Raw genomic sequence first — 25,496 nt, 5'->3', positions numbered from 1 at the left:
TCGTGCACAGGACCGCGCAACCCGACCATTTTCGAGTAGGCGCCGCCGCGGTCGGCGTCAACCGGAAGGCGGGGCACGGCGCTGCGGCGCTTCGCCCCGCCATGACGGCCGCGTGACGGCGCATTCAGGCAAGGTCGGTGCCGCCGCCGCCGATGGACCGGTCCGCCACCCCTTCGCGCTGGCGGTCCTGCCAGCCCGCCGCGAAGACCGCGGGCGCCTCCGACGGCGGCAGCATGCCTTTCCCCAGCACATGGTCGGCGCCCTTTTCGCCGATCATGATCGTGGGTGCGTTCAGGTTGCCGTTGGTCAGGGTCGGCATGATCGAGGAATCGATCACCCGCAGGCGCTCGATGCCGCGCACCCGGCATTCCGGATCGACGACGGCCATCGCGTCCGTCCCCATGCGGCAGCTGCCGGCCGGGTGGTAGGCGGTCTCCGCCGTCGCCGCGACCCAGGCGTCGATCTCGTCGTCCGACTGCACCGCCGCGCCCGGCGAAAGTTCCGGCCCGCGATAGGGATCGAAGGCGGGCTGGGCGAAGATTTCGCGGGTCAGCCGCAGGCCCGCACGGAAGGCGGCACGGTCGGCCTCTTCCGACAGGTAGTTGAAGACCATCTCCGGCGCCGCCTCCGGGTCGGCCGAGGCCAGGCGGACATGGCCGCGGCTCTTCGGCTTGTTGGCGCCCAGATGGGCCTGGAAGCCGTGGCCGCGTGCGGCCCCCGAGCCGTCATAGGCGATCGCGCCGGCCAGGAAGTGATACTGGATGTCCGGCGCCTGCAGCCCCGCCCGGCTGCGGATATAGCCGTTCGATTCGAAGTGGTTGCTGGCACCCAGCCCGTCCCTGAACAGCAGCCAGCGCAGGCCGATCCAGGCGCGGCCCGCCGGATTCAGCCAGCCGTTCAGGGTGATCCGCCGGGTGCAGGCCTGCTGCACCCAGACCTCCAGATGGTCCTGCAGGTTCGCGCCGACCCCGGGCAGGTCGTGGACGACCGGGATGCCGTGCGCCGCCAGGTGGCCGGCCGGGCCGATGCCCGACAGCATCAGCAGCTTCGGCGAGTTGAAGCTGCTCGCCGCCAGGATCACCTCGCGCGCGGCGCCGACCCTGTGGATGCGGCCGTCGCGGCGATATTCCACCCCGACGGCGCGACGGCCGTCCAGCAGGACCCGGGTGGACAGCGCGTGCAGGCGCAGGTCCAGGTTCGGCCGGCCCAGCGCCGGCTTCAAATAGGCGTCCGCGGCGGAGCAGCGGCGACCGTCGCGCACCGTCATGTCCATGCGGCAGAAGCCCTCCTGGCGGGCGCCGTTATAGTCCGCCGTCTCGCCATAGCCCGCCTGGCGCCCGGCCGCGATGAAGGCGCGGTACAGCGGGTTGCGCATCCCGTTGCCGTTGCCGGTGCCCAGCGGCCCGGCATCGCCGCGATAGGCATCGCCGCCATAGAGGCAGCCCTCGGCCCGCCGGAAATAGGGCAGCACCCCGGCATAGTCCCAGCCGGCGGCGCCGGCCTCCGCCCATTCCGCATAGTCGGCGGCATTGCCGCGGACATAGGCCATGCCGTTGATGGCGGAGGAGCCGCCGATCACCTTGCCCCGCGCCTGGTGGATGCGCCGGCCGTTCAGGCCGGCTTCCGGCCCGGTCATGTAGCCCCAGTCGAAGCGCTTCATGTTCATCGGGATCGACAGTGCCGCCGGCATGCGGATGAACACCGAATTGTCGCGACCGCCATGTTCCAGGACCATGACCCGGTTGCGGCCGTCGGCGCTGAGCCGGTCCGCCAGCACGCAGCCAGCCGACCCGGCACCCACCACCACGAAGTCGGCCATCTCGTCGAAACCCCGGTCCTGCCCCGCTTCCGTCACGACCTTCTCCCCCGCGACCCGTCCGGCCGCCCACGTTGAAAGGGTCGGATGATGCCTGAGGGCGCCAGCGACGCCCAGCGGCCATCAAATCGCCCAAGTCGTCATGCAATTGATGTCTGTGACATGCGATTTCTTCCGCAAACCTCTTGAACAAAATCGATGCAGCCGCATTATTAAGACAAGACAAAACCTGGAAGAACTGAAATCTATTCGAAATCAGATCATCTTATGTTGAATTTTATGATAATTTGTCGGCACGGAGCATGACGATGAAAATCGGCATCATCGGGGGCGGACCGTCGGGCCTGAGCCTGGCGCGGCTGCTGGCCGACCGGCCGGGCATTTCCGTCACCGTGCTGGAGGCCAATGCCCGCCTGGGCGGGAATTCCCGCACGGCGAAGCTGAACGGCACCCTGGTGGAGTTCGGCACCGCCACCGTCGGCCTGAACAGCTGGACCCTGCAGCGCTGGATGCGGCAGGAAGGCATCGACCTGATCCCGCTGGCGGAGCAGAACTTCGATGGCCGCCCGCTGATCGACTATGTAAAGAGCGGCAGCGGGCCGGCCCTGGCGCTGCAGGTGCCCTACTACCTGTTCGAACGCTACCGCCTGATGGTGGCGCTGAGCCTGCCGAACAAGCCGCACTGGGCGGTCGAGGAAGCGGCACAGCCGATCCAGGCCTGGCTGCAGCGGCGCAAGCTGCACAAGATCGAACTGTTCATGCACCGCTACCTGACGGGGCTGGGCTACGGCTTCGTCAACCAGACCTCGACGGTGCAGGCGCTGCGCTGGGTGGATGCCGGCCTGCTGGCCACCGGCCTCCTGAACCAGGAACAGATCCCCGCCCAGGGCTGGGCCACCTTCTGGACCCGGCTGTCGCGCCGCTTCCATGTGCGCCTGGCCAGCCAGGTCAGCCATATCGCCCGCGACGGGCGGCAATGCGTCGTCACCACCGATGCCGGCGACCGGCATGTCTTCGACCAGATCGTCTGCGCGATCCCGATCGACGATTTCGCGCGGATGACCCTGCCCACCGCCAACGAACGCGCGGTGGCCGATTCCATCGCCTGGCAGGGCATCGCCACCACCCTGATCGCGGCGACCGACTGGTTCGCCGATGCCTGGGTCTCCAGCTTCTCCAGCGACCTGCTGCCCGGCGCCACCCCGGGGCGGATGCTGAGCGCCCGGCTGGAGGGCCATGACCGCAATATCGGCGGCTTCTTCTACATGGCCAGCCAGACCATCGGCGGCTACGAGGTCGAGGACCTGCAGGACATGCTGCATGGCGAGGTCCGCCGCCACGGCGGGACCATCGCGCGGATCCTGGAGACCAAGACCTTCAAGCATTTCCCCCGCTATGCACCGGACGCTATCCGCGACGGCCTGCTGACCCGGATGGAGCAGATGCAGGGCGAAAGCCGCACCTGGTATACCGGTGCCGCCTTCTCCCACGACGCGGTGCCCAGCATCCTGCGCTTCAACCACCGGCTGGCGCGGACCATCGCACCGCGGCGCTTCCTGCGGCGGCGGACGGCAGAGGACTGGGATACCAGCGCCTGGCCGGCGACCACGCCGGGCTGAGCGCGCACCCGCGGCACCTGCCCGGCACCTTTGAACAGCCTCCGGGCTCTGCCCCCGGACCCTGCGCTCAGGCCAGTTCGCGGACCCATTGGCTGCCTGCGCTTTCCGCCTGGTCGGAACGGAAGATCAGGTCGTCGACCGGCGCCCCCGCCTCGAAGCGCGCGACCAGTTGGTCCGGGTCGAAGTGCTCGCCGATCGGGTTGGCGGCAAAGGCCGGGCTGTCCATGAACCGGTTCGCCGCCGCCGGCGTCATCAGGTCGACCTGGAATTCCAGTTGGTTCCCGTCGGGGTCGCGATAGTACATCGACAGGGTGAAGCCGTGCCGGATCGGCCGGTAGGGCAGGATGCCGCGGGCCTTCAACCGCTTGTACAGGTCCAGCAGCGCCGCCAGCCCGTCCCAGGTATAGGCGAGATGGTTCACACCTGCACGGCCGGGCACGACATCGCCGCCGCCGGCCCCCGCGGGGCCAAGATTGGCAAAGGCGAAACGGTGATGCTCCTGGTCATAGGTCAGAAATGCGAGCCTGTCGTCCCGGTGCTGGACCCGTGCCTCGAACACGTCCAGGTACCAGGCGATCATTTCCTCGTAGCGGTGGGTGTTGAAGACCACATGGGCGAACTTCCTGGGTGCCGCCATCGCCGCCTCTCCTGCTGCCGGGCGCATTTCGCTGCCGCCAGTCTAGGGCCGGACCGCGGCGGGGGCGAACGGCAGGGCCATTTCGCCGCAGGCACATCCCTCATCCCTCCGATCAATGTCACTGCGCAGCATTTCCGTGCTAACCGCACCATCCGACCCGGGCTGCAGCTTCCCGGCAAACCCCAGAACACCGACCCGAGATGATCAAACGCCTGTTCAGGGACCCGTTCGCGCCCGCCACCCACACCGGGCCGCAACCGTCCTTCGAGCCTGAACTCGATCCCGACCTGCGGGCAGAGCATCCCGTCCAGCAGGCCGCATTGAACCACTACCGCGCACTCTCGGCGGGCCGGGAGATGCCCCTGTGGCGGGAATTCTCGCCGAAGACGGCGCCGCCGGAGATCCTGCCGCATATACTTCTGCTGGATGTCACGCCAGCCGACCCGCTGCAGTACCGCTGGCGGCTGATGGGCACCCATGTCTACGAGACCCTGAAGCGCGACACGACCGGCAAGACCTTCGCCGAACTCTACGAGGGGCAGGCCCTGGAACGCATGAAAGTGGCGCCGCGCTGGGTGCTCGAGCACCGGCGGCCGCTGCGCACGAATACCTGCGGCTCCTTCAACAGGGCCGGCTTCATGCCCTCGGAGAACCTGTTCCTGCCGTTCGCCGGCGAGGATGGCAGTATCATCCGCATCCTCCTGGTCACCGTCTTCCAGCCGCCGGAGGCGATTTGACCCAGGCGGCACCGGACACCGGCGGCCCGACCGCGCTCGCGCTGACCCTCGACCCCGACCTGCGCGCCCGGCATCCGGTGATCGTCGAGGCGCTGGCGGCTTGGCAGCGGTTCGCCGGCGCCGGAAGGGTGCCCTGCTGGCAGGATTTCTCGCCGTCGGCGATGCCGGCCCGGGTGGTGCCGCATCTGCTGGTCGTCGAAATCGCCGCGACGGACCCGCCGGGCTTCCGCTGGCGGCTGATCGGCACCGCCATCGTGAAGCGGCTGGGCCGGGATTCCACCGGCAAGCGGTTCGAGGACCTCTACCATGGCGCTGTCTACGACCATATGACGGAAGCGCCGCGCTGGGTGCTGTCGCATTCCCGGCCGCTGCGCAGCGAAGGCAGCGCCGCCTTCGCCGGCAAGGATTTCCTGACCTCCGAGAACCTGTTCCTCCCCGCGACCGCGCATCCCGGCGGGTCGGTCGACCGGATCCTGGTCGTGTCAGTCTACGAACCGCCGCCCGGCAGCCAGGGCAGCAGCCCTTCGTCACCCAGCAGTTCGGGATCCGCATAGGCCGCCAGCCGGGTCCTGTGCCAGTCCATGTCCTCCAGGAACAAAGCACGCGCCACGGCGCGGGCCAGACGGTCCGCCCCCTCGCTGGCCTGCGGGATGTCGTTGGCGAGATTGCCGAGGCTCGGCTGCGCCGCATGGGTGAAGATCCGCAGCCGGTCCAGCCCCTCCCGGGCGGCGCCGGGGCGCGGCCGCAGCTCGAAGCCGGGCCCCAGTGCCGGGCAGTCGAGCAGGTCGTCGCCCGACTGCTCCTCCTCCTCCGCCGCCTCCACCCCGGGCAGGACGTCCCGCCAGGTCAGGGCCCGTGCGGCAAACCCGCCAAGCTCCGGCGCGGCGGACAGGTCGAAACGGAAGCCGGTGCCCAACACCACCAGATCGGCACCGAAGCTGCCGGCTGCCGTCTCGATCCGCAGGATGCCGGCCTCGTCCCGCACCGCCTGCACCGGCGCACCGGTGACCAGCCGCACGCCGGCACGCACCGCGCGCTGCACGGTATGGCGCGGCGGCGCGATGCGGGCCCGTGCGACCAGGCGCAGCCAGGCCAGCCGCTCGGCATCGGGCAGATCCGGAAAGCCCTGCGCGAAGCCCGGATACACCGTCTGCTTCATCTTGTTGACGGTGGGCACGGAAGCTGCCCGCCCCAGCAGGGTGACCTGCGCACCGGCTTCCGCCGCGACACAGGCATTGTCGAAGGCGGAGGCGGACAGCCCGATCACCACCACCCGCCGCCCCGGCAGGGTGGCGGGGTCCAGGGGGTCGGAACTGTGCCGCACGCGCGCGCCCTGGAAGCGAACGAAAGCCGCGGGGATCCGCGCTCGCGCCTGGCCTTCGCGGCCGGTCGCCAGCACCACCTGGCGGGCATGGATCACCTCTTCCGCGCCCTCCGCGGTGCGCAGCCGGGCAGCGATGACTTGGCCGGCGGGCGCCAGGTCGAGCAGCCGGGTTCCGCTCTCCACCGCGGCGCCGGTGACCCGGCCATACCAGCCCAGATAGGCCGCCCAGTCCTGGCGCCGGATATGGCCGAGCCGCTCCCAGCCGGCCGCGCCGTGCTGCGCCTCCCACCAGGCCCGGAAGGTCAGGTTGGGCAGCCCGAGGGCCGGCCCGGTGAGATGTTTGGGCGACCGCAGCAGTTCCATCCGGGCATAGGTGAGCCAGGGACCTTCCTGGCCCGCCGGCCGGCGGTCGACCTGACGCAGCCGGCTCAGGCCCAGGCGGCGCAGCGCGAAGGCGGCGGCCAGGCCGTTCATGCCGCCGCCGACGATCAGCACGTCCGCCGCGGGTCGGCCGTCCGGGCCATGATGTTCCGGCGTCCAGGGCGCCGGCGGATGGTTCAGGCAGTCGAAGTCCCGCGCCAGCGCCGCCTCCAGCGCGGCCAGCCCGGCGGCAGGATCCGGCCCCGTCATGCGGCGGAACGCGTACGCCAGCGCCACCATGCGACGAACGGCGCCATCACAAGGTACATGGTAACCCCGTAGACCGCGGAGGGCAGCGCATAGCCGGAAAAGACGCCGCCCGTGGTGGCAATCAGCGCACCCAGGGTGATGCCAAGGGTGGCGTTCTGGGTGCCCAGCTCGATCGCCATGGCGCGGCCGATGCCGTGGCGCAGACCGAAGACGCGGCCGACGCCGAGTCCGACCAGCAGCACCGCGACGTTCAGCGCAACGAGGACCGGTCCGAGCTGCAGCACATGATCGATCAGCGCCTGCCAGTTGGCGGCGATCGCGCCCAGCACGATGCACAGGAACAGCAGCAGAGCCAGCGGCCGCAGCACCCGCTCGATCCGGTCGGCCAGATGCGGGGCGAGGCGCCGCAGGCCGACCCCGACGGCGACCGGCACCGTGGAAATCAGGAAGATCGACAGGGTCAGGCTGCTGATATCGACGTCGGGTGCCGCTTCCGCCATGAAATGGCCGACGGTCAGCGCGACCAGCAACGGGATCGTCACCAGGCTGACCAGGCTCAGCACCGCGGTCAGGGAGATCGACAGGGCGACATCGCCCCGCGCCAGCCGGGTCAGCACGCTGGAGGTGACACCGCCGGGGCAGAACGCCAGGATCATCACCCCGACGGCAAGGGCGCCCTGCATCCCGAAGGCGCCGACCAGTGCGAAGGCGATCAGCGGCAGTACCGCCAGCTGCGCCACGGCACCGGCCAGGAAGACGAACGGGCGCCGCGCCACCCGGGCGAAATCGTCCAGGGTCAGCCCGATGCCCAGGGCGAACATGATCACCGCCAGCGATACCGGCAGGATCACCGTCAGCAATGCCTCCAAGCCGTCCCCCTCCCTCGATGCCGCCTGCGTTCAGGTCGCAGACGGCATCATGCCCGCTTCGGGCAGCGGCGCACAGCGGTGACGGCTAAGGCGGCGCGCGCTGTCCAGAGGCGCCGCAGCGGTTCAGGCCCGCCGCATCTCCTCCTGCAGGTCCTTCATGCCGAGCGCCAGCAGCGCGAAGATCTCCTCGTAGTCGGCGGCGCCGGCGATCAGCGGCGGGCCGATGATCACGCTGTCGGCGCGCGGGCGGACGATCAGGCCGCGTTCCATGCAGCACTCCAGCAGGCGCTGGCCCATCTGGCCGCGATTCTCCTCCCCCTTCGGGCCGAAGGCGGCGGGGTCGAGCTGGATCGCCCCGGCCAGGCCCACGGCCCGGGTGTCGGCGATCGCCTCATGCCCGCGCCAGGCGTGGATGCCCTTGTGCAGCACCGGGATCATTTCCCGCACATGCTCCAGGACCTTCCGTTCCTCCATCAGCTCGATCACCCGGATCACGATCGCGGCGCCGACCGGATGGCCGTGCAGGGTGCCGGCATGGTGGAAGCCGTGCTGGATATCGTTGCCCTTCAGCATGCCCTGGTAGACAGGGTCGGAGATCACGGTCACCGCGAACGGGAAGTAGGAGGCGGAGATCCCCTTCGCCAGGGTCATCAGGTCCGGCTTGAAGCCCAGGGTGTTGTCCACCGCGGTCCAGTCGCCGGTGCGCCCGAAGCCGGTGATCACCTCGTCGTCCATGTGCAGGATGTCGTAGCGGTCCAGAACCGCCTTCATCGCCGGCCAGTAGCCGTCCGGCGGCGGCGTCAGGCCGGAGGAGAAGCAGATCGGCTCGGCGAAGAACATGCCGATCGTCTCCGGCCCCGCCTCCTGGATCACGTCCTCCAGCTCCTTCGCCAGGCGGGCGACGAACTCCGCCTCGCTCTCGCCCTCCAGCCGGTTGTTGAAATAGTCCGGCTGGGTGACGAAGCGATAGTCGGCCATGTCCAGGGCGAAGCTGTCATGCAGCCCCTTCGCCCCGCCCAGGCTGGAATCGACCACGGTGGAGCCGTGATAGCTGTTCTGGCGGGAGATCACCTTCCGCTTCGCGGCCTTGCCCTCATAGACATTGCGGTAGCGCATGAACTTGACCGCATAGTCGTTCGCCTCGGTGCCGGAGCAGCAATAGCTGATATGGGCGTCCGGCAGCGGCAGCCGCGCGGTCAGCATCTCGGTCAGGCGCAGCACCACGTCGACGGTGCGGTGGGAGGCGGACGAATAGAGCGGCATCAGCTTGAACTGCTCGTAGGCCGCCTCCGCCAGTTCATGTTCGCTGTAGCCGAAGGAGGCATTGAAGAACGAGGCGCAGGACTCGATATAGCTCTTGCCGTTCTCGTCTATCACCCGGATGCCGTCGCCGCGGGCGATCACCAGCGGTCGCCGGGTCTGCAGCGACCGCAGGTCGCTGTAGCCGAGCATCAGGTTGTCCACGCCCTCGTTGGGCCGCGCCACTTCCACGGTCGCCATCGTCCCGTCTCCCTCTTTTCGGCCGCTCAGCGGGCGGCCGCCAGTTCCCTGCGCCGTGTCTCGGTCGCCGCCAGGTCGACCGCCAGGCTGTCATCCTCGGCCGCGCCGGACAGCACCACGCCATAGATGTCGCGGGCCCGGTCGGCCGTCTCGTAGCGCTCCAGCACGTCGCGCAGCACGCGCTTCGGGTCGCGCTCCAGCGGGTCGCCATAGCCGCCGCCGCCGCAGGCGCGCCCCGTGACCACCTCGCCCGCGGTCAGGCGCAGGATCGCCAGGCCGCCCAGCTCCTCGGCATGGCCGTTGGCGCTGATCTTGAAGTGCTGGCAGCCCATGCCGTCGGCGCCGCCGCGCACCCCCTTGGGCACGTTGATCGTCCCGTCGGTCGGCCAGATCACGTCCATCGGCGCTTCCTTCGGGCCGTAGCTCAGCTCCATGCCCGGCGCGCCGCGCTGGCGGCCGGCGCCGCCGGTGCCGTCCGCGACGCGCAGGTACTTGAACTCCATCGGGTGCTTCAGCTCGTCGACTTCAACGGAGTCGCGGTACATCAACCCCGCGACCACCGGGATGCCATAGGTGATCCAGCCGTCGGCGACCGGGCTGGCCGGCCCGCCGGAGGAGCCGATCACCAGCTGGTTCACATAGGCCTCGCCGCCATGGCGATGGTCGTTGCCGGAGATCACGGCCGCATAGGCGCCCATGCCGATGCCGCCCTCTGCCAGGCCGAAGCCGTCGCCGATCTCCGCCACCGCGGACTGCACGATGTTGATCAGCCGGTCGGCCACGTTGGTCGTTGCGACGGAGCAGGAATGCGGGAATTGCGGCCGGCCCGCCACGCTGCCGTCGCGCAGCAGAAGCGACACCCGGCGGAAGGAGCCGGAATTGCGCGGCACCGTCGGGTCGATGGAGTTGAAGATGCCGGCGAAGGTGGAGGCGCCGACACAGGCCTCGCTCTCGTTCAGGCCGCAATCCAGGTTGTCGATATTGTCCCGCAGGTCCAGTTCCACCATCGCCGCGTCGGGATCGATGCGCACGGTGACGTTCAGCGGGATGCCATCGGGGATCACCCCCTCGAACGGGTCGTGGGTGGCGCTGCGGGTCAGGGTCACCTTCGGCAGCTTCTTCAGCGCCGCGACCATGCGGCTCTCCGAATAGTCCAGCCAGTGCCGGATGAAGGCCTTCAGGGTGTCCCTGCCGTACTTCTCGCCCAGCTCCTTCAGCCGGCGCTCGCCCACCCGGGCGGCGCCGATGCCGGCCAGATAGTCGCCGTACCACTGGTTCGGCACCCGGATCCGCGACCGGCACATGCGGATCACGTCCTCGACCATCTTGTAGTCGCGCTGGATCCGCACCGCCGGGAAGATCAGCGCGCCTTCCTCGTACTGGTCCTTGGCCGCCGCCATGTAGGTCGTCGGCAGGGCATTGCCGATATCCGCCTGGTGCGCCTTCACCACTGTGGTGAACAGATGCTCGCCGTCGATATAGACCGGCACCAGGAAGGTGTGGTCGGCCGCATGGGTGTTGCCGGTATAGGGGTCGTTGTGCAGGTAGCAGTCGCCCTCGCGCATGTCCGGGTTGAAGTCGCACATCGTGCGCGCCTGCATGTGGCTGCCGAAGATGTGAATCGGCAGCCCTTCCGCCGCCGCCAGCAGCTGGTTGTCGCCGGTGCAGAGCGCGCAGGAGAAGTCCCGCGCAGTATTCAGCACCGCCGACCGCCCGGCCCGCAGCAGGGTGTTCGTCATCTCCCGGATCACGCCGTCCATCCGGTTCGCCAGGATCGCCGTCATGAACGGGTCGAAATCCGCATCCCCTGCCATCGCTCCGCCTTCCCTGCTGCGCCGGCCTACCGGGCCGTCGTTCCGGACAGAAGTTCCGACCGCCGCCTTTCCGTCGCCGCCATGTCGACCGCCAGGCTCTCGTCCGCCGCGGCGCCGGTCAGCACCACGCCATAGACGTTGTGCGCGCGCTCCGCGGTCTCGTAGCGCTCCAGCACGTCCCGCAGCACCCGTTGCGGATCGCGTTGCAGCGGGTCGCCATAGCCGCCGCCGCCCGAATTGCGGCCATGCACACGTTCGCCTGGCGCGAGGCGCAGGACGGCCAAGCCGCCCAGTTCCGTCTCGTCTCCGTTGGCGCCGATCCGCAGGTGCCGGCAAGGCATGCCGTCGGCGCCGCCGCGCACCCCCTTCGGCGGATGCACGGTGCCGTCGCAGGGCCAGAGCACGTCCATCGGCTCCGTCTTCGGCCCGTAGCTGACCTCCATCCCCGGCGCACCGCGATGGCGGCCGGCACCGCCGGTGCCCGGCACCACCCGGATGAAGGCGAACTGCATCGGGTGCTTCAGCTCGTCCACCTCGATGGAATCCCGGTACATCAGCCCGCCGATCACCGGGATGCCGTAGGTCACCCAGCCGTCCGCCACCGGGCCGGCCGGCCCGCCGGCGGAGCCGCAATGGATCTGGTTCACATAGCTCTCGCCGTCATGGCGGGGATCGCGTCCCGACACCACGGCGAAGGCCGCGCCCAGGCCGACCCCGCCTTCGGCCAGGCCGAAACCGTCGTCCATCTCCGCGAAGGCCGCCTGCACGATGTTGATCAGCCGGTCGGCGACGTTGGTCGTGGCGACCGAGGTCGAATGCGGAAAGCGCGGCCGGCCGGCGACGCTGCCGTCGCGCAGTTGCAGGCGTACCCGGCGGAAGGCGCCGGAATTGCGCGGCACCGTGGGGTCGATGGAATTGAAGATGCCGGCGAAGGTGGAGGCGCCGACACAGGCCTCGCTCTCGTTCAGGCCGCAGTCCAGGCAGTCGATATTGTCGGTCAGGTCCAGGTCGACCATCGCCGCGTCGGGGTCGATATGCACCGTCACCTTCAGCGGGATGCCGTCGGGCACCACGCCCTCGAACGGGTCGTGCGCGCCGGTATTGGTCAGGGTGGCCTTCGGCAGCTTCCTCAGGGCGGCGGCCATGCGCTGCTCGGAATAATCCAGCCAGTGGGTGACGAAAGCCTTCAGCGCGGCCCTGCCGTACTTGTCCGCCATCTCCTTCAGCCGGCGCTCGCCCACCCGGGCGGCGCCGATGCCGGCCAGGAAATCGCCGTACCACTGCCCGGGCACCCGGATCCGCGACCGGCACATGCGGACCACGTCCTCGACCATCTCATAGTCGCGCTGCACGGCAACCGCCGGGAAGATCAGCGCGCCTTCCTCGTACTGGTCCTTCGCCGCCGCCATGTAGGTCGTCGGCAGGGCATTGCCGATATCCGCCTGGTGCGCCTTCACCACCGTGGTAAACAGATGCTCGCCCTCGACGAAGACCGGTACCAGGAAGGTATGGTCGGCGGCATGGCTGTTGCCGGTATAGGGATCGTTGTGCAGGTAGCAATCCCCTTCCCGCAGGTCGGGGTTAAAGTCGCACATCGCCTGCGCCTGCATGTGGCTGCCGAAGATGTGGATCGGCAGCCCCTCCGCCGCCGCCAGCAGCTGGTTGTCGGCGGTGCAGATGGCGCAGGAGAAGTCGCGCGGTGTTCAGCACCGCCGACCGCCCGGCCCGCAGCAGGGTGTTCGTCATCTCCCGGATCACGCCGTCCATCCGGTTCGCCAGGATGGCGGTCATGAACGGGTCGAAGCCGGTCGAACCCTCGCTCTCGGACATTCCAGGCCCGGTCCGACCGCTATTCGGCCGGCGCGGCGGTCAGCTCCGCCCGCCGGGCCTCGGTCGCCGCCTGGTCGATGGCCAGGCTGTCATCCTCCGGCGACCCGGTCAGCACCACGCCGTAGATGTCGCGGGCGCGGTCCGCCGTCTCGTAGCGTTCCAGCACGTCGCGCAGCACGCGCTTCGGGTCGCGCTGCAGGGGGTCGCCATAGCCGCCGCCGCCGGAATTCTGGCCGCGCACCTTCTCGCCCTTCACCAGCTTCAGCATCGCGATTCCGCCCAGTTCCTCTTCCAGGCCGTTGGCACTGACCTTGAAGTGGCGGCAGGGCTGCGCATCCTCGCCGCCGCGGACGCCCTTGGGCGGATAGACGGTGCCGTCGCAGGGCCAGAGCACGTCCATCGCCTCGTCCTTCGGGCCGTAGCTCAGTTCCATGCCCGGCGCGCCGCGATAGCGGCCGGCGCCGCCGGTGGCGGAGACCACCCGGCAATAGTCGAACTCCAGCGGATGCTTCAGCTCGTCCACCTCGATTGAGTCGCGGTACATCAGGCCCGCCACGACCGGGATGCCCCAGGTGATCCAGCCGTCGGCGACCGGGCTGGCCGGCCCGCCGGCGGAGCCGGCGATCAGCTGGTTCACATAGGCCTCGCCGCCATGGCGCTTGTCCTTGCCGGAGACGACGGCGAAGGCCGCCCCCATGCCGACCCCGCCCTCGGCCACGCCGAAGCCGTCGCCGATCTCGGCGAAGGCGGCCTGGGTGATGTTGATCAGCCGATCCGCCACGTTGGTGGTGGCGACGGAGCAGGAATGCGGGAATTGCGGCCGGCCCGCGACGCTGCCGTCGCGCAGATGCAGGCGCACCCTGCGGAAGGAGCCGGAATTGCGCGGCACCGTCGGGTCGATCGAGTTAAAGATCCCGGCGAAGGTGGAGGCGCCGACGCAGGCCTCGCTCTCGTTCAGCCCGCAATCCAGGTTGTCGATATTGTCGGTCAGGTCCAGATCGACCATCGCCGCGTCGGGGTCGATATGCACGGTCACGTTCAGCGGGATGCCGTCGGGCACGACACCTTCGAACGGATCATGCGCGCCGGAATTGGTCAGGGTGGCCTTCGGCAGCTTTTTCAGGGCGGCGATCATCCGCTGCTCGGAATAGTCCAGCCAGTGCCGGATGAAGGCCTTCAGGGTCTCCTTGCCGTACTTGGCGCCGATCTCCTTCAGCCGGCGCTCGCCCACCCGGGCGGCGCCGATGCCCGCCAGATAGTCGCCGTACCACTGGTTCTGCACCCGGATCCGCGACCGGCACATGCGGATCACGTCCTCGACCATCTGGTAGTCGCGCTGGATCCGCACCGCCGGGAAGATCAGCGCGCCTTCCTCGTACTGGTCCTTGGCGGAGGCCATGTAGGTCGTCGGCAGCGAATTGCCGATATCGGCCTGGTGCGCCTTCACCACCGTGGTGAACAGATGTTCGCCGTCGATATAGACCGGCACCAGGAAGGTGTGATCCGCCGGATGGGTGTTGCCCGTGTAGGGATCGTTGTGCAGGTAGCAGTCGCCCTCGCGCATGTCCGGGTTGAAGTCGGCCATCGCCTTGGACTGCATGTGGCTGCCGAAGATGTGGATCGGCAGCCCTTCCGCCGCCGCCAGCAGGTCATGCTCGCCGGTGCAGAGGGCGCAGGAGAAGTCGCGCGCCGTGTTCAGCACCGCCGACCGCCCCGCCCGCAGCAGGGTGTTGGTCATCTCCCGGATCACGCCGTCCATGCGGTTCGCCAGGATTGCCGTCATGAACGGGTCGAAGCCGGTATCGCTTCCGTCGGTCGCCTGCGTGTCGGTCATCGCGGGGCCTCCCTTCGAAGGGGCAGGGGATCAGGGTGTCAGGGGATCAGCGCAGCAGGTAGTTGCCGGCGCCGCTGACCTTGGCGGACATCTCGGGATAGACGACCAGGGTGGTGGTCGGCTCCTCGATGATCGCCGGCCCGGCGACCACGTCGCCCGGCTTCAGGTCCATCGACTTGTAGATCGGCGTCTTCACCGGCTCGGCGGTGCCGAAGAAGCAGTCCCGGGTCAGGGTCGGGCTGTCGGGCTTCGTCTCCGTCACCTTCGGGCTTTCCTGCGGCGGCGAGGCCAGGCTGACGACCAGGCGCGCCTTCCAGTTCACCACCTCCACCGGGCTGCCGTCGTCGCGCATGGCGAAGACCCGCTCGTGGATCTGGTGGAACGCCTCGACGAAGGCGTCCAGGTCGGCCTGGTTCTCGAACCGCGACTTGCCGATCGGCGCGTCCAGTTCCCAGACCTGCGCCAGGTAGCGGCATTCGGCAATGTATTCGTAGGTGACCTTCTGCCCGTCCCATTTCGGCAGGGTGTCGCGGAAGGCATTCAGCCGCTTGTCCAGCTCCGCGAAGGTGGCGTTCACCCCGTCGAAGTCGAAGCGGTCGGAGCGGGTGACGTAGCTCGCCGCCTCCTCCGCCACGATGTCGGCATGCTGCATGCCCGACGCCGACAGCGCCGAGGCGACCTTGGGCAGGATGACATTGTCGCAGCCCAGTTCCTTGGCGATCGGCAGGATGTTCACGCCGGCTGCGCCGCCGCCGGCGACGATCGCGCTCTCCCGCGGGTTGAAGCCTTCGTTGATGGTGATGTCGTGGATCGCCCGGATCATCAGGTCGCTGGCCAGGGTGAGGATGCGGAACGCGGTCTCCTCCACCGACATGCCGATCCGGTCGGCGACCTTGGAAACGGCCTTCTTCGCCGCCGCCTTGTCCAGGGTCATGCGGCCGCCCAGGAAATAGTCCGGGTCGAAATAGCCCAGCACCACGGCGGCGTCGGATACGGTCGGCTCGGTGCCGCCGCGGCCGTAGCAGGCCGGTCCCGGCTCCGCGCCGGCGGATTGCGGCCCGACCCGCATCAGCCCGCCATCGTCGATCCAGGCGATGGAGCCGCCGCCGGCGCCGATGGAGCGCATGTCGACCGCCGAGATGCCCAGCAGGTCGCCGGTGAAGGCCTGGCCCAGCCAGGTGTCGCGGCTGAACACCAGGCGGCCGTCGCGCACCAGGCCGACATCGAAGGTGGTGCCGCCTGTGTCGCAGATGATGACATTGTCGCCCAGCTCTTCGAGCTGCGAGAAGGTGATGCCCGCGATCGGCGCCATCGCCGGGCCGGAGCCGACGGTATAGATCGGCTTCTCGATCAGGGCGGCGACATGGTTGCAGCCGCCGGCGGTGGTGGAGACCAGGATCTCGCCCTTGTAGCCGGCATCGCGCAGGTCGCTCTCCAGGCCCCGCAGATGCTCCTGCATCAGCGGCTTCAGGGAGGCGTCGATGGCGGTGGCGGAGGCGCGGCGATATTCCCGGACGATCGGGATCAGCTGGTGCGACAGGGTGTAGGGCACGCCGGGCAGGATTTCCTCGATCAGCTCGCCCAGGCGCAGCTCATGCGCCGGATTGGCGACCGACCAGAGCAGGCAGACCGCCACCGCCTCGAAGCCCCGCGCCTTCAGGGTCTGCAGCACCTCGCGGGCCTGCGCCTCGCTGAACGGCTTCGACGGCACCCCCTCGGAGCTCATCCGCTCCTCGATCTCGAAGGTGTAGCGCCGCGGGATATAGGGGTCCGGGAACTCGACCGTGAAGTCGTGCGGGTTGTGCTTGCCGCCCTCCTTCACCAGCAGGATGTCGGGGAAGCCCTGGGTGGTCAGGAAGGCGGTCTTCGCCACGTTCTTGGTGACGATGGCATTGGTCGCCCGGGTGGTGCCGTAGATCAGCATCTCGGACTGGTCCAGCAGCTCCTGCAGGCCGATGCCCAGCTCCTTCGCCGCCGCCTCGATGGCCTCCTTCATGCCCAGGAAGATCCGGTCCCGGGTGGTGAGGGCCTTGCCGATGGTCAGGTTGCCCTTCTCGTCCGCCACCACGACGTCGGTGAAGGTGCCTCCGGTATCGACCGAGACGCGAAAGACCATGTGCTCCATCTCCACTGCCTGGCCTGCGCCGCCGGTGCCTGTGGCTGCCCTGGGGCGCAGGTCGCTTCAAATCCGGTGATGCGGGTCCGGGACTCCGCCGGCCCGCCGCCCCGGTAAGGCGGAAGCGGGCCGGTGCGATCCCTGATCCGACCGCTGCAGTCTGCGCGATCGGCGGGAAACTGTCTTGGACAGGCCCGACCGAATAGCCGGACAGGAACGACACCGGAGAACGCCGGCAGGGAGAATGCCGGAGGGGAGAATGCCGGAGGGGAGAATGCCGGAGGGGAGAATGCCGGAGGGGAGAATGCCGGAGGGGAGAATGCCGGAGGAGGAAACTGAGGGGCCGCTGCCGGGCCCCGCGTTCAGCCGCCGCCGTTCCGGTAGTCGCGGGGCGAAGCGCCGGTCACCTCGCGGAACACCCGGCTGAAATAGGCCGGGTCGGAAAAGCCGAGCTGGTAAGCGATGGTGGCAATGCTGCGGCACTGCATGGCGGGATCGGCCAGCAGGCGCTTCGCCTCCGCGACCCGGCGTTCGCGGATCACGCCGGACAGGGTCTCCGCATGTTCCGCCAGCAGCTTCTGGATATAGCGCTCCGACAGGCCCAGCGCCCGCGACACCGAGGCGGTGCCGAGCTCGGGATCTCCCAGCCGGGTCTCGACATGGCGCAGGATGCGCTGCCGGTTGGCCTCCCGCACCGCGCTCTCGGTGCCGCCGGCACCGCTGCCGCCGGACAGCAGCGCCATCGCGAACAGGTCCAGGAGGTGCCGGGCGGCGACCGCGCCGGCCTGGCCGTCCAGGCTGGCGGCGTTCAGGCAGAAGGACCGCGCATAGTCCATGAACAGCGCCGCCGCATTGCCCTCCCCCCGGAAGCCGGTTGCGGTCAGGTCCTCGAAATGGGGGACCCGGCCGCGCACTTCCGCCGCCTCGATGCGGACGGTGACCGCATCCATCTGGCAGTCGTGCATGTAGGCATAGGCATCGGCCGAGGCGGCAAAGGCGAACTGCGTGCCGTCGGCATCCGCCTCGCGCCCGCGCTGGCGCAAGCGGAGCCGGCCGCCCCCGCCCTCGCTCTGCCCCGGGCCGGCTGCCAGGGGCATCGGCACGAAGACGAAATCGCCGCTGCGGCGGCTGATCTGGCGGGAGGTGCGCTCGACATAGACTGGGTCCAGGCGGACCCGGCCGGCCTGCACGGGGCCGAAATCGACCACCCGCACCGCGCCGGCCACCACGTCCGGGGTGCTGAAGGCGAAGTCGCAGGGGTAGTAGACGCTGTCCAGCGCACCGACCAGGGCATCGCGGCGCCGGGCGGTCGGCACTGCACGGATGTCGAAGCGCCGGGCGACCGTGCCGCTCTTGCCCGTCACCTCCGCCAGGGTTTCGCCACCGGTCCACGGGATGGCTGCCGGCGCGGAGGCGGCACCGGCCAGGGCAGCGGCATGGGATGGATCGCTGATCACCGGCATCGTCTGGCCCTCAGTCTTCCCCGCCGGGCGGCGGCAAAGCAGGCAGGCCGCTGCGCCGTCCCGCCTGACGCCCGGCCGCGTCGCCGTCGGGACGCACCCGCTCCCGGTTGCGATAGTCGCGCGGGGAGAGGCCGACCGCCTCCCGGAAGACGCGGCTGAAATAGGCCGGATCGGCATAGCCGACCTGGAAGGCGATGGTGCTGATCGAGCGGCCGCGGTTGGTCGGGTCCACCAGCAGACGGCGTGCTTCCGACACACGGCGGTCGCGGATCAGCCCGGACAGGGTCTGCTCCCGTTCCGACAGCAGCTTCTGGATGTAGCGGTCCGACAGCCGCAGGTCCTGCGCGACCGACTGGGTGCTGAGCGACGGGTCGGCAAGGTGCGCCTCGACATGGCGCAGGATCCGCTGGCGATGCGCCTCGCGCACCGCGCTCTCCGCCGGACCCGGCACATGGTCGCCAGAGGTCACGGCCAGCGCGAACAGGTCCAGCAGGTGCCGCACCGCGAACATGCCCGTGGGCCGGTCCAGCCGCTCGGCGTTGATGCAGAACGACCGCGCATAATCGAGGAACATGGCGCCGGCGCCGCCCAGCGCCGGGAAGCCGGTGGCGGTCAGGTCCTCGACATGCGGCACCCGGCTGCGCACCTGGTCGGCGTCGATGCGCAGGGTGATCATCTCGAACTTCTCGGGCTGCTCGTAGGAATAGCTCTCCGCCGTCGCGGTGAAGCCGAAGCAGCTGCCGTCGATCTCCGCCTCGCGGCCGCGCTGCCGCAGATGCACCTTGTGCTGCAGCGGCACCGGCACGAACAGGTAGTCGCCCACCCGCCGGCGGATCAGGCGCGGCGTGCGGTGCACCACCATAGGGTCCGCGCGCACCCGGCCGGCCCGGATCGGCCCGACATCGACCACCGTCAGCCGGTCGTCGGTCAGCACCCGCGACGACATCAGGGTCTCGCAGGGGTAGAAGCATTCGTCGATGGCGCTGATCAGGCCGTCGAGCCGACGATGTTCCGGCAGGTCCGCGATGTCGAAACGCAGGGCCGGAAACATTTCGGCCTCCGCGACATCCGATGACTCAGCCAAAGGTTGCAGCAAGTCTCCCAAGGCAGCCTCAGAGTTGGTCCGCGCTCCCCCTTTGGGCGCGCAGTGTAGACGTCCGCAACGCGTTTGTCACAGACCAAGCTGCATCCCCCGGGATGCAACATTGCCACTTGCCGGGCGGCGTTCCGGATCTATGGTCGGCCGCGTCGACAGGGGCTGGGGGGCAAGCGATGAATCTGCTGCAGGACGCGATCGAGGCGGACATCGCCGCCGGCACCTATGACGGCGCCGTCACCATCGTGGCGCAGGGGGGCAATGTCCTGTACCGCGCCGCGCAGGGCTTCGCCGACCGGCGGGCCGGCCGCCCCCTGGCCGGGGACTCCGTCTTTCCGCTGTTCTCGATCGCCAAGAGCTACACCGCCGTCACCGTGCTGCAGATGGTGGAGCGCGGCCGCTGCCGGCTGAACCAGCCGGTCGCCGACGTGGTGCCGGCCTTCGGCGCGCGCGGCAAGCAGAATGCCACGATCGGCCAGCTCCTCTGCCACATGGCGGGCGTCGGGCCCGGCTTCCCGGCGGTCGACTTTGCCCACCTGGGCGACCTGGAAAAGGTCGTCGCCGCGGTCTGCGACAGCCCGCCGGTCAGCGTGCCTGGCACGGCGGTCTCCTATGCGCCGATGATGGCCCATGCCGTGGCAGCGGAGGTGGTGCGCCGCCTGGACGGCGGCACGCGCCGATTCCGCGAGATCATGGCGGAGGGGATCTTCCGCCCGCTTGGCCTGGCGGACACGACGCTGGGCATGCGCGCCGACCTGGTGCCGCGCGCCGTGACGATGCGCAAGGCCGATGACAGCCCCGGCCTGTTCGACCTGGACGGGCTGGTCACCTATGGCGAGGCGCTGCTGGATCCGGAAAACGACTGGGAGATCCCGGCCGGCGGCATCATGGCCAGCGCCGGCGACGTCTTCCGCTTCGCCGAGGCGCTGCGCGGCGGCGGCTGCCTGGACGGCGACCCCGCCAGCCGGATCCTGTCGCCGGCGATGCTGGCCTTCGCCACCGCCAACCATACCGGGGATCTGCCCAACGACCTCTGGCACTATGCCCGCAGCCTGAAGGGCTGGCCGATCTTTCCCGCCAATCTGGGGCTGGGCTTCTTCCTGCGCGGCCAGGGCATGATCCCGACCTATTTCGGGCACCTGGCCAGTCCGGGCACGTTCGGCGGCCTGGGGGCAGGCAGCACCCTGTTCTGGGTCGATCCCGCGCGCGACATGACCTTCGTCTGCCTGACCACCGGCGTGATGGAGGAAGCGAACAGCTGCGAGCGCTTCCAGCGCCTGTCGGACGCGGCGATCGCGCAGTTCTGGCGATGAGGTCCGGGCGGTGTCATCCTCGCCCTCGAGGCTACGGCATTCACACATCTTCTCGCCGCGGCTCCCCGCCGCCGTCGTCCTCGGGCTTGACCCGAGGATCGTGGCAGGACGGCGAGGCTGCGCAGCGTCTCTGTCCCGTCGCGCCTCTCGGGTCAAGCCCGAGAGCGACGGCATCTGGGATGGACCGCGGCGCCGATTTGAGTCTGCTGGTGAGTTGTGTGAATGCCATAGCCCCTGAGGCGAGGACCCATTCCGCACACCGAGCTACGGCTCGCCGTCGGCGGAATGGGTTCCAGGGTCAGGCCCTGGAACGACCCGAGCATTGGTGGCGCGTCGCGCCCCGGTCAGCCCCGCCGTTCCGCCGCCTGCGCCCGGTACTCCCGCGGCGACAATCCCGTCGCTTCCCGGAAGACGCGGCTGAAATAGGCCGGGTCGGCATAGCCGGTGCGGTAGGCGATGGTCGCGATGGCAAGGCTGCGCGCCCCGGGTGCGCTCAGCAGGCGCTGCGCCTCGGCGATGCGGCGGTCGCGGATCAGGCGGGACAGGGTCTCGCCGCTTTCGGCGAACAGCTTCTGCAGGTAGCGCTCCGAGAGGCCGAAGGCGCCGGCGATGCTTTCCGTCCCCAGGCCCGGATCGCCCAGCCGGCTGTCGAGGTAGCGGCGGATCCGCTGGCGATGCGCCTCGCGCATCGCGGCCTCCGAGGCGTCGGGCGCGGGCCCGACCTCCTGCAGCGACAGCGCCAGCAGGTCCAGCAGATGGTTCACCGACAGGCTGCCCGTCGCCCGGTCGAAGCTGCGCGCATTGCGGCAGAACGCCAGGGCATAGTCCAGGAACAGCGCCCCTGCCCCGCTGCGGGCGGAGAGCGGCCGCACGGTCATGTCCTCGAGGTTGCGGATCCGGTCGCGCACCGCCGCCGCCGCGATCCGCAGGGTATAGAGCTCCAGCGGCCGCGGCTGCTCGTAGCTGTAGACCTCCGCCGTGGCGATGCAGGCGAAGCTGTCCGGGCCGACCCAGGCGCTGCGGCCCCGTTGGGTCAGGCGGATCCCCTCGCGCAGCGGCAGCGGCAGGAAGACATAGTCGCCCGCGGCCCGCCGCAGCATCGCCGGGCTGCGGTCCACCCGCATCGGGTCGACATCGCCATAGCCCATCCGCACCGGGCCGACCTCAACACAGCGCATGCGGCCGCGGTGCAGATCGCTCAGGAAGCGGGTCTCGCAGGGGTAATAGGCACGGTCGATGGCTTCGACCAGCGCGTCGCAGCGCTGCGCCGGCGCGACGTCGTGGATGTCGAAGCTCATGGCCGGGAAGCGGTCCGCCGCGGCTTCATTCTCCCAGCGTGGTGCCAGCTCTGCCAAGGTCGCCCTCGCGCTTCCGTCGCCTCAGAACGCGGCAACCGGGGAACGGGAATTGGGGAACGGCGCCCAGTCTATCGCTGCCGCCGCCTGTCACAAAGACCGGCCGGGCCACCGGACCGCCGTATCGACCTTCGCCGAGGCCGTCTCGAACGCAGCCTGAAAGCGCCTGAGCCGGCGCTTGCCGGCACCCCATGCGAGTCTCTGGTTCCTGATCTCCGTCATGGCGGCAATCGTCGAGCCATGGTCGGCGCTGCGGATCTCCACGATCAGGTGGCCGTTCAGGAAGGCCCAGCCTCCCGGCATCCTGCCCCGGATGAGATGGCCGTTCCCGTCGGACCGCACAGCATCGATCTCGACCTCCTGCTCCAGCGCCGCCATCATGGCCGCGACGGTGCAGGGGGCGGGATCGAGCGGGCAGTCGAAATCCTGCCGGTCGCGCACGGCCAGGCCGAGCACCCGGCCAAGGCCCTGGCCGAGGAATTCGCCCGCCGTGACGGGGCGGTTCGGGTCGTCCAGGACATCGGCGATCCGCTCGAGCATCGACTTGTCGGGCGATGACGCCTCCAGGAGGTCCTGTATCGCCGGGTCATTCAGAAGCTGATCGAGCGTCTTGGCATCCACCCCTGTCATCCGGGCTGTTGGCATCCGGACCGAAGGGTAGTGCGGCGGGCGGCGGCGCGCGAGTCCCGGAAGGCTGCGGCGCGCCAGGGCCCGCGGCCCGCCATGCGCTCCTGGTCAGCCCTGCAGCTTCAGCGCCTGCCGGTCGATCTTGCCGGTGCCGGTCTTCGGCAGTTCGGGCAGGTAGACCACCTCCCGCGGATACTTGAAGGGCAGCAGCCGCTGCTTGACGAAGTCCTGCAGGCTTTTCGTCAGCTCCGGCCCTTCCGCGCCGTCCAGCAGCACCACGTAGGCACGCAGGGTCATGCGCCGGTCCGCCATCTCCACCGCCAGCACCGCGCATTCGCGCACCTGCGGATGATCGGCCAGGCAGAGCTCGATCTCCAGCGGATAGACCCACTGGCCGGAGACCTTCACCAGGTCGTCGGCGCGGCCGCGGAAATAGTGGAAGCCCTCCGCGTCGACGTCGAAGCGGTCGCCGGTCCAGATCCAGCCGTCGCGCATCGTCTCCGCCGTCTTGTCCGGCCGGTTCCAGTAGCAGGGCGCGGCGGAATCGCCGCGCACCCAGAGGATCCCCTCTTCCCCCGGGCCGACCGGATGGCCGTCGCGGTCGGTCAGCTTCAGCTCGTAGCCCGGCACCCGGCGGCCGGCCGCGCCGCGCTTCTGCTGATCGGGCGTATTGGAAAGGTAGATGTGCAGCACCTCGGTGGATCCCAGCCCCTCGACGATGCGGTGACCGAAGCGGGCGCGCCAGGCCTCGAAGATCTCCGTCGACAGGATCTCCGCCGCGGAGATGCAGAGCCGGACGCTGGAGAGGTCGGCGGCTGCCGCCTCCGGCGCCCGCGCCAGCGCGGTGTAGAGGGTGGGCAGGCCGAAGAACAGGGTCGGCCGGTGCCGGCGCACGGTGTCGAAGACCCGCGCCGGGGTGGGCCGCCCGGTCATCAGGACAGTGGCGGCGCCGACATGGAACGGAAAGACCAGCGCATTGCCGAAGCCATAGGCGAAGAAGATCTTCGGCACCGAGAAACAGATATCGCCTTCCCCGATCTGCAGGATGTGCCGGGCATAGCTGGCGGCGATGTAGGGCATGTCGTGCTGCAGATGCACCACCCCTTTCGGCCGCCCCGTGGAGCCGGAGGAATACATCCAGAAGCACATCTCGTCCGCGTCGGTATCGGCCGCCGGCAGGTCGCCGGGAAAGCCGGCGAACCAGCTGTCGCCATCGCGCAGGGGGCAATCCTGGGGGGCTGCGCCGTTCACGGCGACAGCCAGTTGCACCTCCGTCGCCGCCAGCAGATCCGCCGTGAAAAGGTCGGCGAAGGCCGCATCCGCGATCACCGCGCGGGCGCCCGAATCCTCCAGGTAGAAGCGCAGCAGGTCCGGGGTGGAGAGGGTGTTCACCAGCATCGGCACAAGCCCCGCCCGTACCGCGCCGAACAGGGCCGCCGGATAGGCTGCCGTGTCGTCCAGGAACAGCAGCACCCGGTCGCCGCGGCGCAGGCCGGCATCCAGCAGCGCATGGCCGATGCGGCAGGCCTGTGCGCAGAGTTCCGCATAGGTCACGGTGCCCGTGTCGGCATGCACCGCGACCTTGTCGCCGCGGCCGGCGGCCAGGTTGTCGAACAGGATCGCCGCGGCGTTGTGGCGCTGCGGCACCGAAAAGCCGATCTCCCGCGCGCCGGGCGCATCGTCCGGCACCAGGTCCTGCAGCGGCCCCGGCCCCTGCTCCATCCCGCCGCTCATCGCCCGGCTCCCGCATCGCGCGACGCCTCGCAGCCGGCCATGAAGCGCGGCGCGACCTGGCGCAACCGCTCGTCGCTGACCCGGCCCGCCCGGCGGATATAGCTGTAGGCGAAGTCCCAGGGGGCCAAGGCCATGTGCCGGTCGAACGCCTCGTACCAGCGAGCGCTGGACAGGGCGGCGGCCACCAGCTTGTCGACCACCGGCCGGCGCGCCGCCTCGAACGCCGCCAGCCCGGCGGCCAGGTCGCCATCGGCGTCCCGAAGGGCGCGCACCAGGGCAATCGCATCCTCCAGCGCCAGGCGGGTGCCCGAACCGATGGAGAAATGCGCCGTGCGCAGCGCATCGCCGATCAGGACCGCGTGGCGGGCGCCGTCCCGCAGCCACCAGCGATCGTTGCCGACCTGCGGGAAGCGCCGCCAGATCGACCGGTTGGAGATCAGCTTCGCCCCCTGCAGGGAGTCCGCGAAGGCCGCCTCGCAATAGGCGCGGGTCTGCGCATCGTCCATCGCGGCGAAGCCCGCCCGTTCCCAGACCTCCGGCGTGGTCTCCACGATGAAGGTGCTCATCTGCGGGGTGTAGCGGTAGTGGTGGGCGTTGAAGGCGCCGTCTTCGGTCGCAACGAAGGTCTGGCTCAGGGTGTCGAAGGGCCTGTCGGTGCCGTACCAGACGAAGCGGTTGCGCAGCTCTTCCACCTGCGCGCCGAAGCCGTCGGCATAATGCCGCCGCAGCAGCGAGTTCACCCCGTCGGCGCCGATCACCAGGTCGGCCTCGCCCAGTTCGTCCAGGCTTTCCACCGGTCGCTCGAATACCGGTCGCAGGCCGACGCTTCGCGCCCGCTCCTGCAGCAGCTGCAGCAGGTGCAGGCGGCCGATGGCCGAGAAGCCGATGCCGTCGATGCGGATCGCCTCGCCCCGGTGATGGACGGTCAGGTCGTCCCAGACCTCCATGTGCGGGGTGATGCTGGCATGGGTGCCCGGATCGTCCTCCCGCAGGAATTCCAGCGCGCGGTCGGAGAACACGACACCGAAGCCGAAGGTCGCATCGGCCGGGTTCTGCTCCCGGATATCGACCTCCAGGTCGGGAAAGGCGCGCTTCAGCAGGTAGCCGGCATAGAGGCCTGCCGGCCCCGCCCCGAGGATCGCGATGCGCCGCATGGCCGTTCCTCCCGCCCCGGGCCTTTCG

The 25,496-nt window shown here is 69.5% G+C and carries 18 protein-coding genes and 1 pseudogene; 4 read left to right on the top strand and 15 right to left on the bottom strand.

The genetic code is table 11. The features are described from left to right. Positions 1 to 124: 124 nt before the first annotated feature. Positions 125 to 1,855, bottom strand: coding sequence for a choline dehydrogenase (betA, locus tag ACFOGJ_RS26225; protein ID WP_449288610.1), 1,731 nt, complete (start codon positions 1,853 to 1,855; stop codon positions 125 to 127). A gap of 269 nt (positions 1,856 to 2,124) precedes the next feature. Between betA and ACFOGJ_RS26220 the strand changes: the two genes are divergently transcribed. Further along, positions 2,125 to 3,435: an FAD-dependent oxidoreductase gene (locus ACFOGJ_RS26220; protein ID WP_379906215.1), complete on the top strand. Its 1,311-nt coding sequence runs from the start codon at positions 2,125 to 2,127 to the stop codon at positions 3,433 to 3,435. 67 nt (positions 3,436 to 3,502) lie between these two features. On the opposite strand, the gene ACFOGJ_RS26215 is transcribed toward ACFOGJ_RS26220, so the two are convergent. Next, positions 3,503 to 4,072 (bottom strand): VOC family protein, encoded by a 570-nt coding sequence (locus tag ACFOGJ_RS26215; RefSeq protein ID WP_379906214.1) that lies wholly within the window; start codon positions 4,070 to 4,072, stop codon positions 3,503 to 3,505. A gap of 200 nt (positions 4,073 to 4,272) precedes the next feature. On the opposite strand from ACFOGJ_RS26215, the gene ACFOGJ_RS26210 reads away from it, so the two are divergent. Both ACFOGJ_RS26210 and ACFOGJ_RS26205 read left to right on the top strand, forming a co-directional pair. Next, complete coding sequence (locus ACFOGJ_RS26210) at positions 4,273 to 4,809, top strand: PAS domain-containing protein (RefSeq protein ID WP_379906213.1); 537 nt, start codon at positions 4,273 to 4,275, stop codon at positions 4,807 to 4,809. Next, positions 4,806 to 5,363, top strand: a complete 558-nt coding sequence (locus ACFOGJ_RS26205; protein ID WP_379906212.1) for a PAS domain-containing protein — start codon at positions 4,806 to 4,808, stop codon at positions 5,361 to 5,363. Before ACFOGJ_RS26210 ends, ACFOGJ_RS26205 begins: the two co-directional genes overlap by 4 nt. On the opposite strand, the gene ACFOGJ_RS26200 is transcribed toward ACFOGJ_RS26205, so the two are convergent. The 9 genes and pseudogenes from ACFOGJ_RS26200 to ACFOGJ_RS26160 all read right to left on the bottom strand — a co-directional run bounded on the left by ACFOGJ_RS26200 (position 5,297) and on the right by ACFOGJ_RS26160 (position 19,240). Continuing rightward, the gene (locus ACFOGJ_RS26200; RefSeq protein WP_379906211.1) at positions 5,297 to 6,763 is read right to left on the bottom strand and encodes an NAD(P)-binding domain-containing protein; all 1,467 of its coding nucleotides are present in this window, start codon (positions 6,761 to 6,763) and stop codon (positions 5,297 to 5,299) included. The genes ACFOGJ_RS26205 and ACFOGJ_RS26200 overlap by 67 nt on opposite strands. Further along, positions 6,760 to 7,632, bottom strand: a complete 873-nt coding sequence (locus ACFOGJ_RS26195) for a bile acid:sodium symporter family protein (protein WP_379906210.1) — start codon at positions 7,630 to 7,632, stop codon at positions 6,760 to 6,762. The genes ACFOGJ_RS26200 and ACFOGJ_RS26195 overlap by 4 nt, the downstream gene beginning before the upstream one ends. Positions 7,633 to 7,755: 123 nt before the next feature. After that, positions 7,756 to 9,132 (bottom strand): aminotransferase class III-fold pyridoxal phosphate-dependent enzyme, encoded by a 1,377-nt coding sequence (locus tag ACFOGJ_RS26190; RefSeq protein ID WP_379906209.1) that lies wholly within the window; start codon positions 9,130 to 9,132, stop codon positions 7,756 to 7,758. A 26-nt stretch (positions 9,133 to 9,158) separates the two neighbouring features. Next, positions 9,159 to 10,946 carry a hydantoinase B/oxoprolinase family protein gene (locus ACFOGJ_RS26185; protein ID WP_379906208.1) on the bottom strand — a complete coding sequence of 596 codons (1,788 nt, stop codon included), beginning with the start codon at positions 10,944 to 10,946 and terminating at the stop codon, positions 9,159 to 9,161. A 26-nt stretch (positions 10,947 to 10,972) separates the two neighbouring features. Further along, positions 10,973 to 12,631: pseudogene (locus tag ACFOGJ_RS26180) on the bottom strand (hydantoinase B/oxoprolinase family protein); the annotation flags it as partial. A 164-nt stretch (positions 12,632 to 12,795) separates the two neighbouring features. Beyond that, positions 12,796 to 14,610, bottom strand: coding sequence for a hydantoinase B/oxoprolinase family protein (locus ACFOGJ_RS26175; protein ID WP_379906207.1), 1,815 nt, complete (start codon positions 14,608 to 14,610; stop codon positions 12,796 to 12,798). Positions 14,611 to 14,656: 46 nt separating this feature from the next. Next, on the bottom strand, positions 14,657 to 16,726 hold the full coding sequence (locus tag ACFOGJ_RS26170; RefSeq protein ID WP_379906206.1) for a hydantoinase/oxoprolinase family protein: 2,070 nt from the start codon (positions 16,724 to 16,726) through the stop codon (positions 14,657 to 14,659). 362 nt (positions 16,727 to 17,088) lie between these two features. Beyond that, positions 17,089 to 18,189: an AraC family transcriptional regulator gene (locus tag ACFOGJ_RS26165; RefSeq protein ID WP_379906205.1), complete on the bottom strand. Its 1,101-nt coding sequence runs from the start codon at positions 18,187 to 18,189 to the stop codon at positions 17,089 to 17,091. A 10-nt stretch (positions 18,190 to 18,199) separates the two neighbouring features. Beyond that, positions 18,200 to 19,240, bottom strand: a complete 1,041-nt coding sequence (locus ACFOGJ_RS26160; RefSeq protein ID WP_379906204.1) for a helix-turn-helix transcriptional regulator — start codon at positions 19,238 to 19,240, stop codon at positions 18,200 to 18,202. A 221-nt stretch (positions 19,241 to 19,461) separates the two neighbouring features. On the opposite strand from ACFOGJ_RS26160, the gene ACFOGJ_RS26155 reads away from it, so the two are divergent. After that, positions 19,462 to 20,598, top strand: coding sequence for a serine hydrolase domain-containing protein (locus ACFOGJ_RS26155; RefSeq protein WP_379906203.1), 1,137 nt, complete (start codon positions 19,462 to 19,464; stop codon positions 20,596 to 20,598). Positions 20,599 to 20,942: 344 nt separating this feature from the next. Here ACFOGJ_RS26155 and ACFOGJ_RS26150 read toward each other — a convergent pair whose 3' ends face one another. From ACFOGJ_RS26150 to ACFOGJ_RS26135, 4 genes are all read right to left on the bottom strand, one after another. Next, complete coding sequence (locus ACFOGJ_RS26150; protein ID WP_379906202.1) at positions 20,943 to 21,953, bottom strand: helix-turn-helix transcriptional regulator; 1,011 nt, start codon at positions 21,951 to 21,953, stop codon at positions 20,943 to 20,945. 90 nt (positions 21,954 to 22,043) lie between these two features. Continuing rightward, positions 22,044 to 22,574: a hypothetical protein gene (locus ACFOGJ_RS26145; protein ID WP_379906201.1), complete on the bottom strand. Its 531-nt coding sequence runs from the start codon at positions 22,572 to 22,574 to the stop codon at positions 22,044 to 22,046. Positions 22,575 to 22,688: 114 nt separating this feature from the next. Beyond that, entirely contained in the window at positions 22,689 to 24,314 is a 1,626-nt protein-coding gene (locus tag ACFOGJ_RS26140) for a benzoate-CoA ligase family protein (protein ID WP_379906200.1), read from the bottom strand. Next, positions 24,311 to 25,468, bottom strand: coding sequence for a monooxygenase (locus tag ACFOGJ_RS26135; protein ID WP_379906198.1), 1,158 nt, complete (start codon positions 25,466 to 25,468; stop codon positions 24,311 to 24,313). Before ACFOGJ_RS26135 ends, ACFOGJ_RS26140 begins: the two co-directional genes overlap by 4 nt. Positions 25,469 to 25,496: the final 28 nt, after the last annotated feature.

The sequence above is a fragment of the Marinibaculum pumilum genome (assembly GCF_042646425.1).
In the GTDB taxonomy this organism is placed as follows: domain Bacteria; phylum Pseudomonadota; class Alphaproteobacteria; order Ferrovibrionales; family Ferrovibrionaceae; genus Marinibaculum; species Marinibaculum pumilum.
Note: the sequence above shows the minus strand (reverse complement) of the source record. Positions and strands in the feature narration are given on the sequence as shown.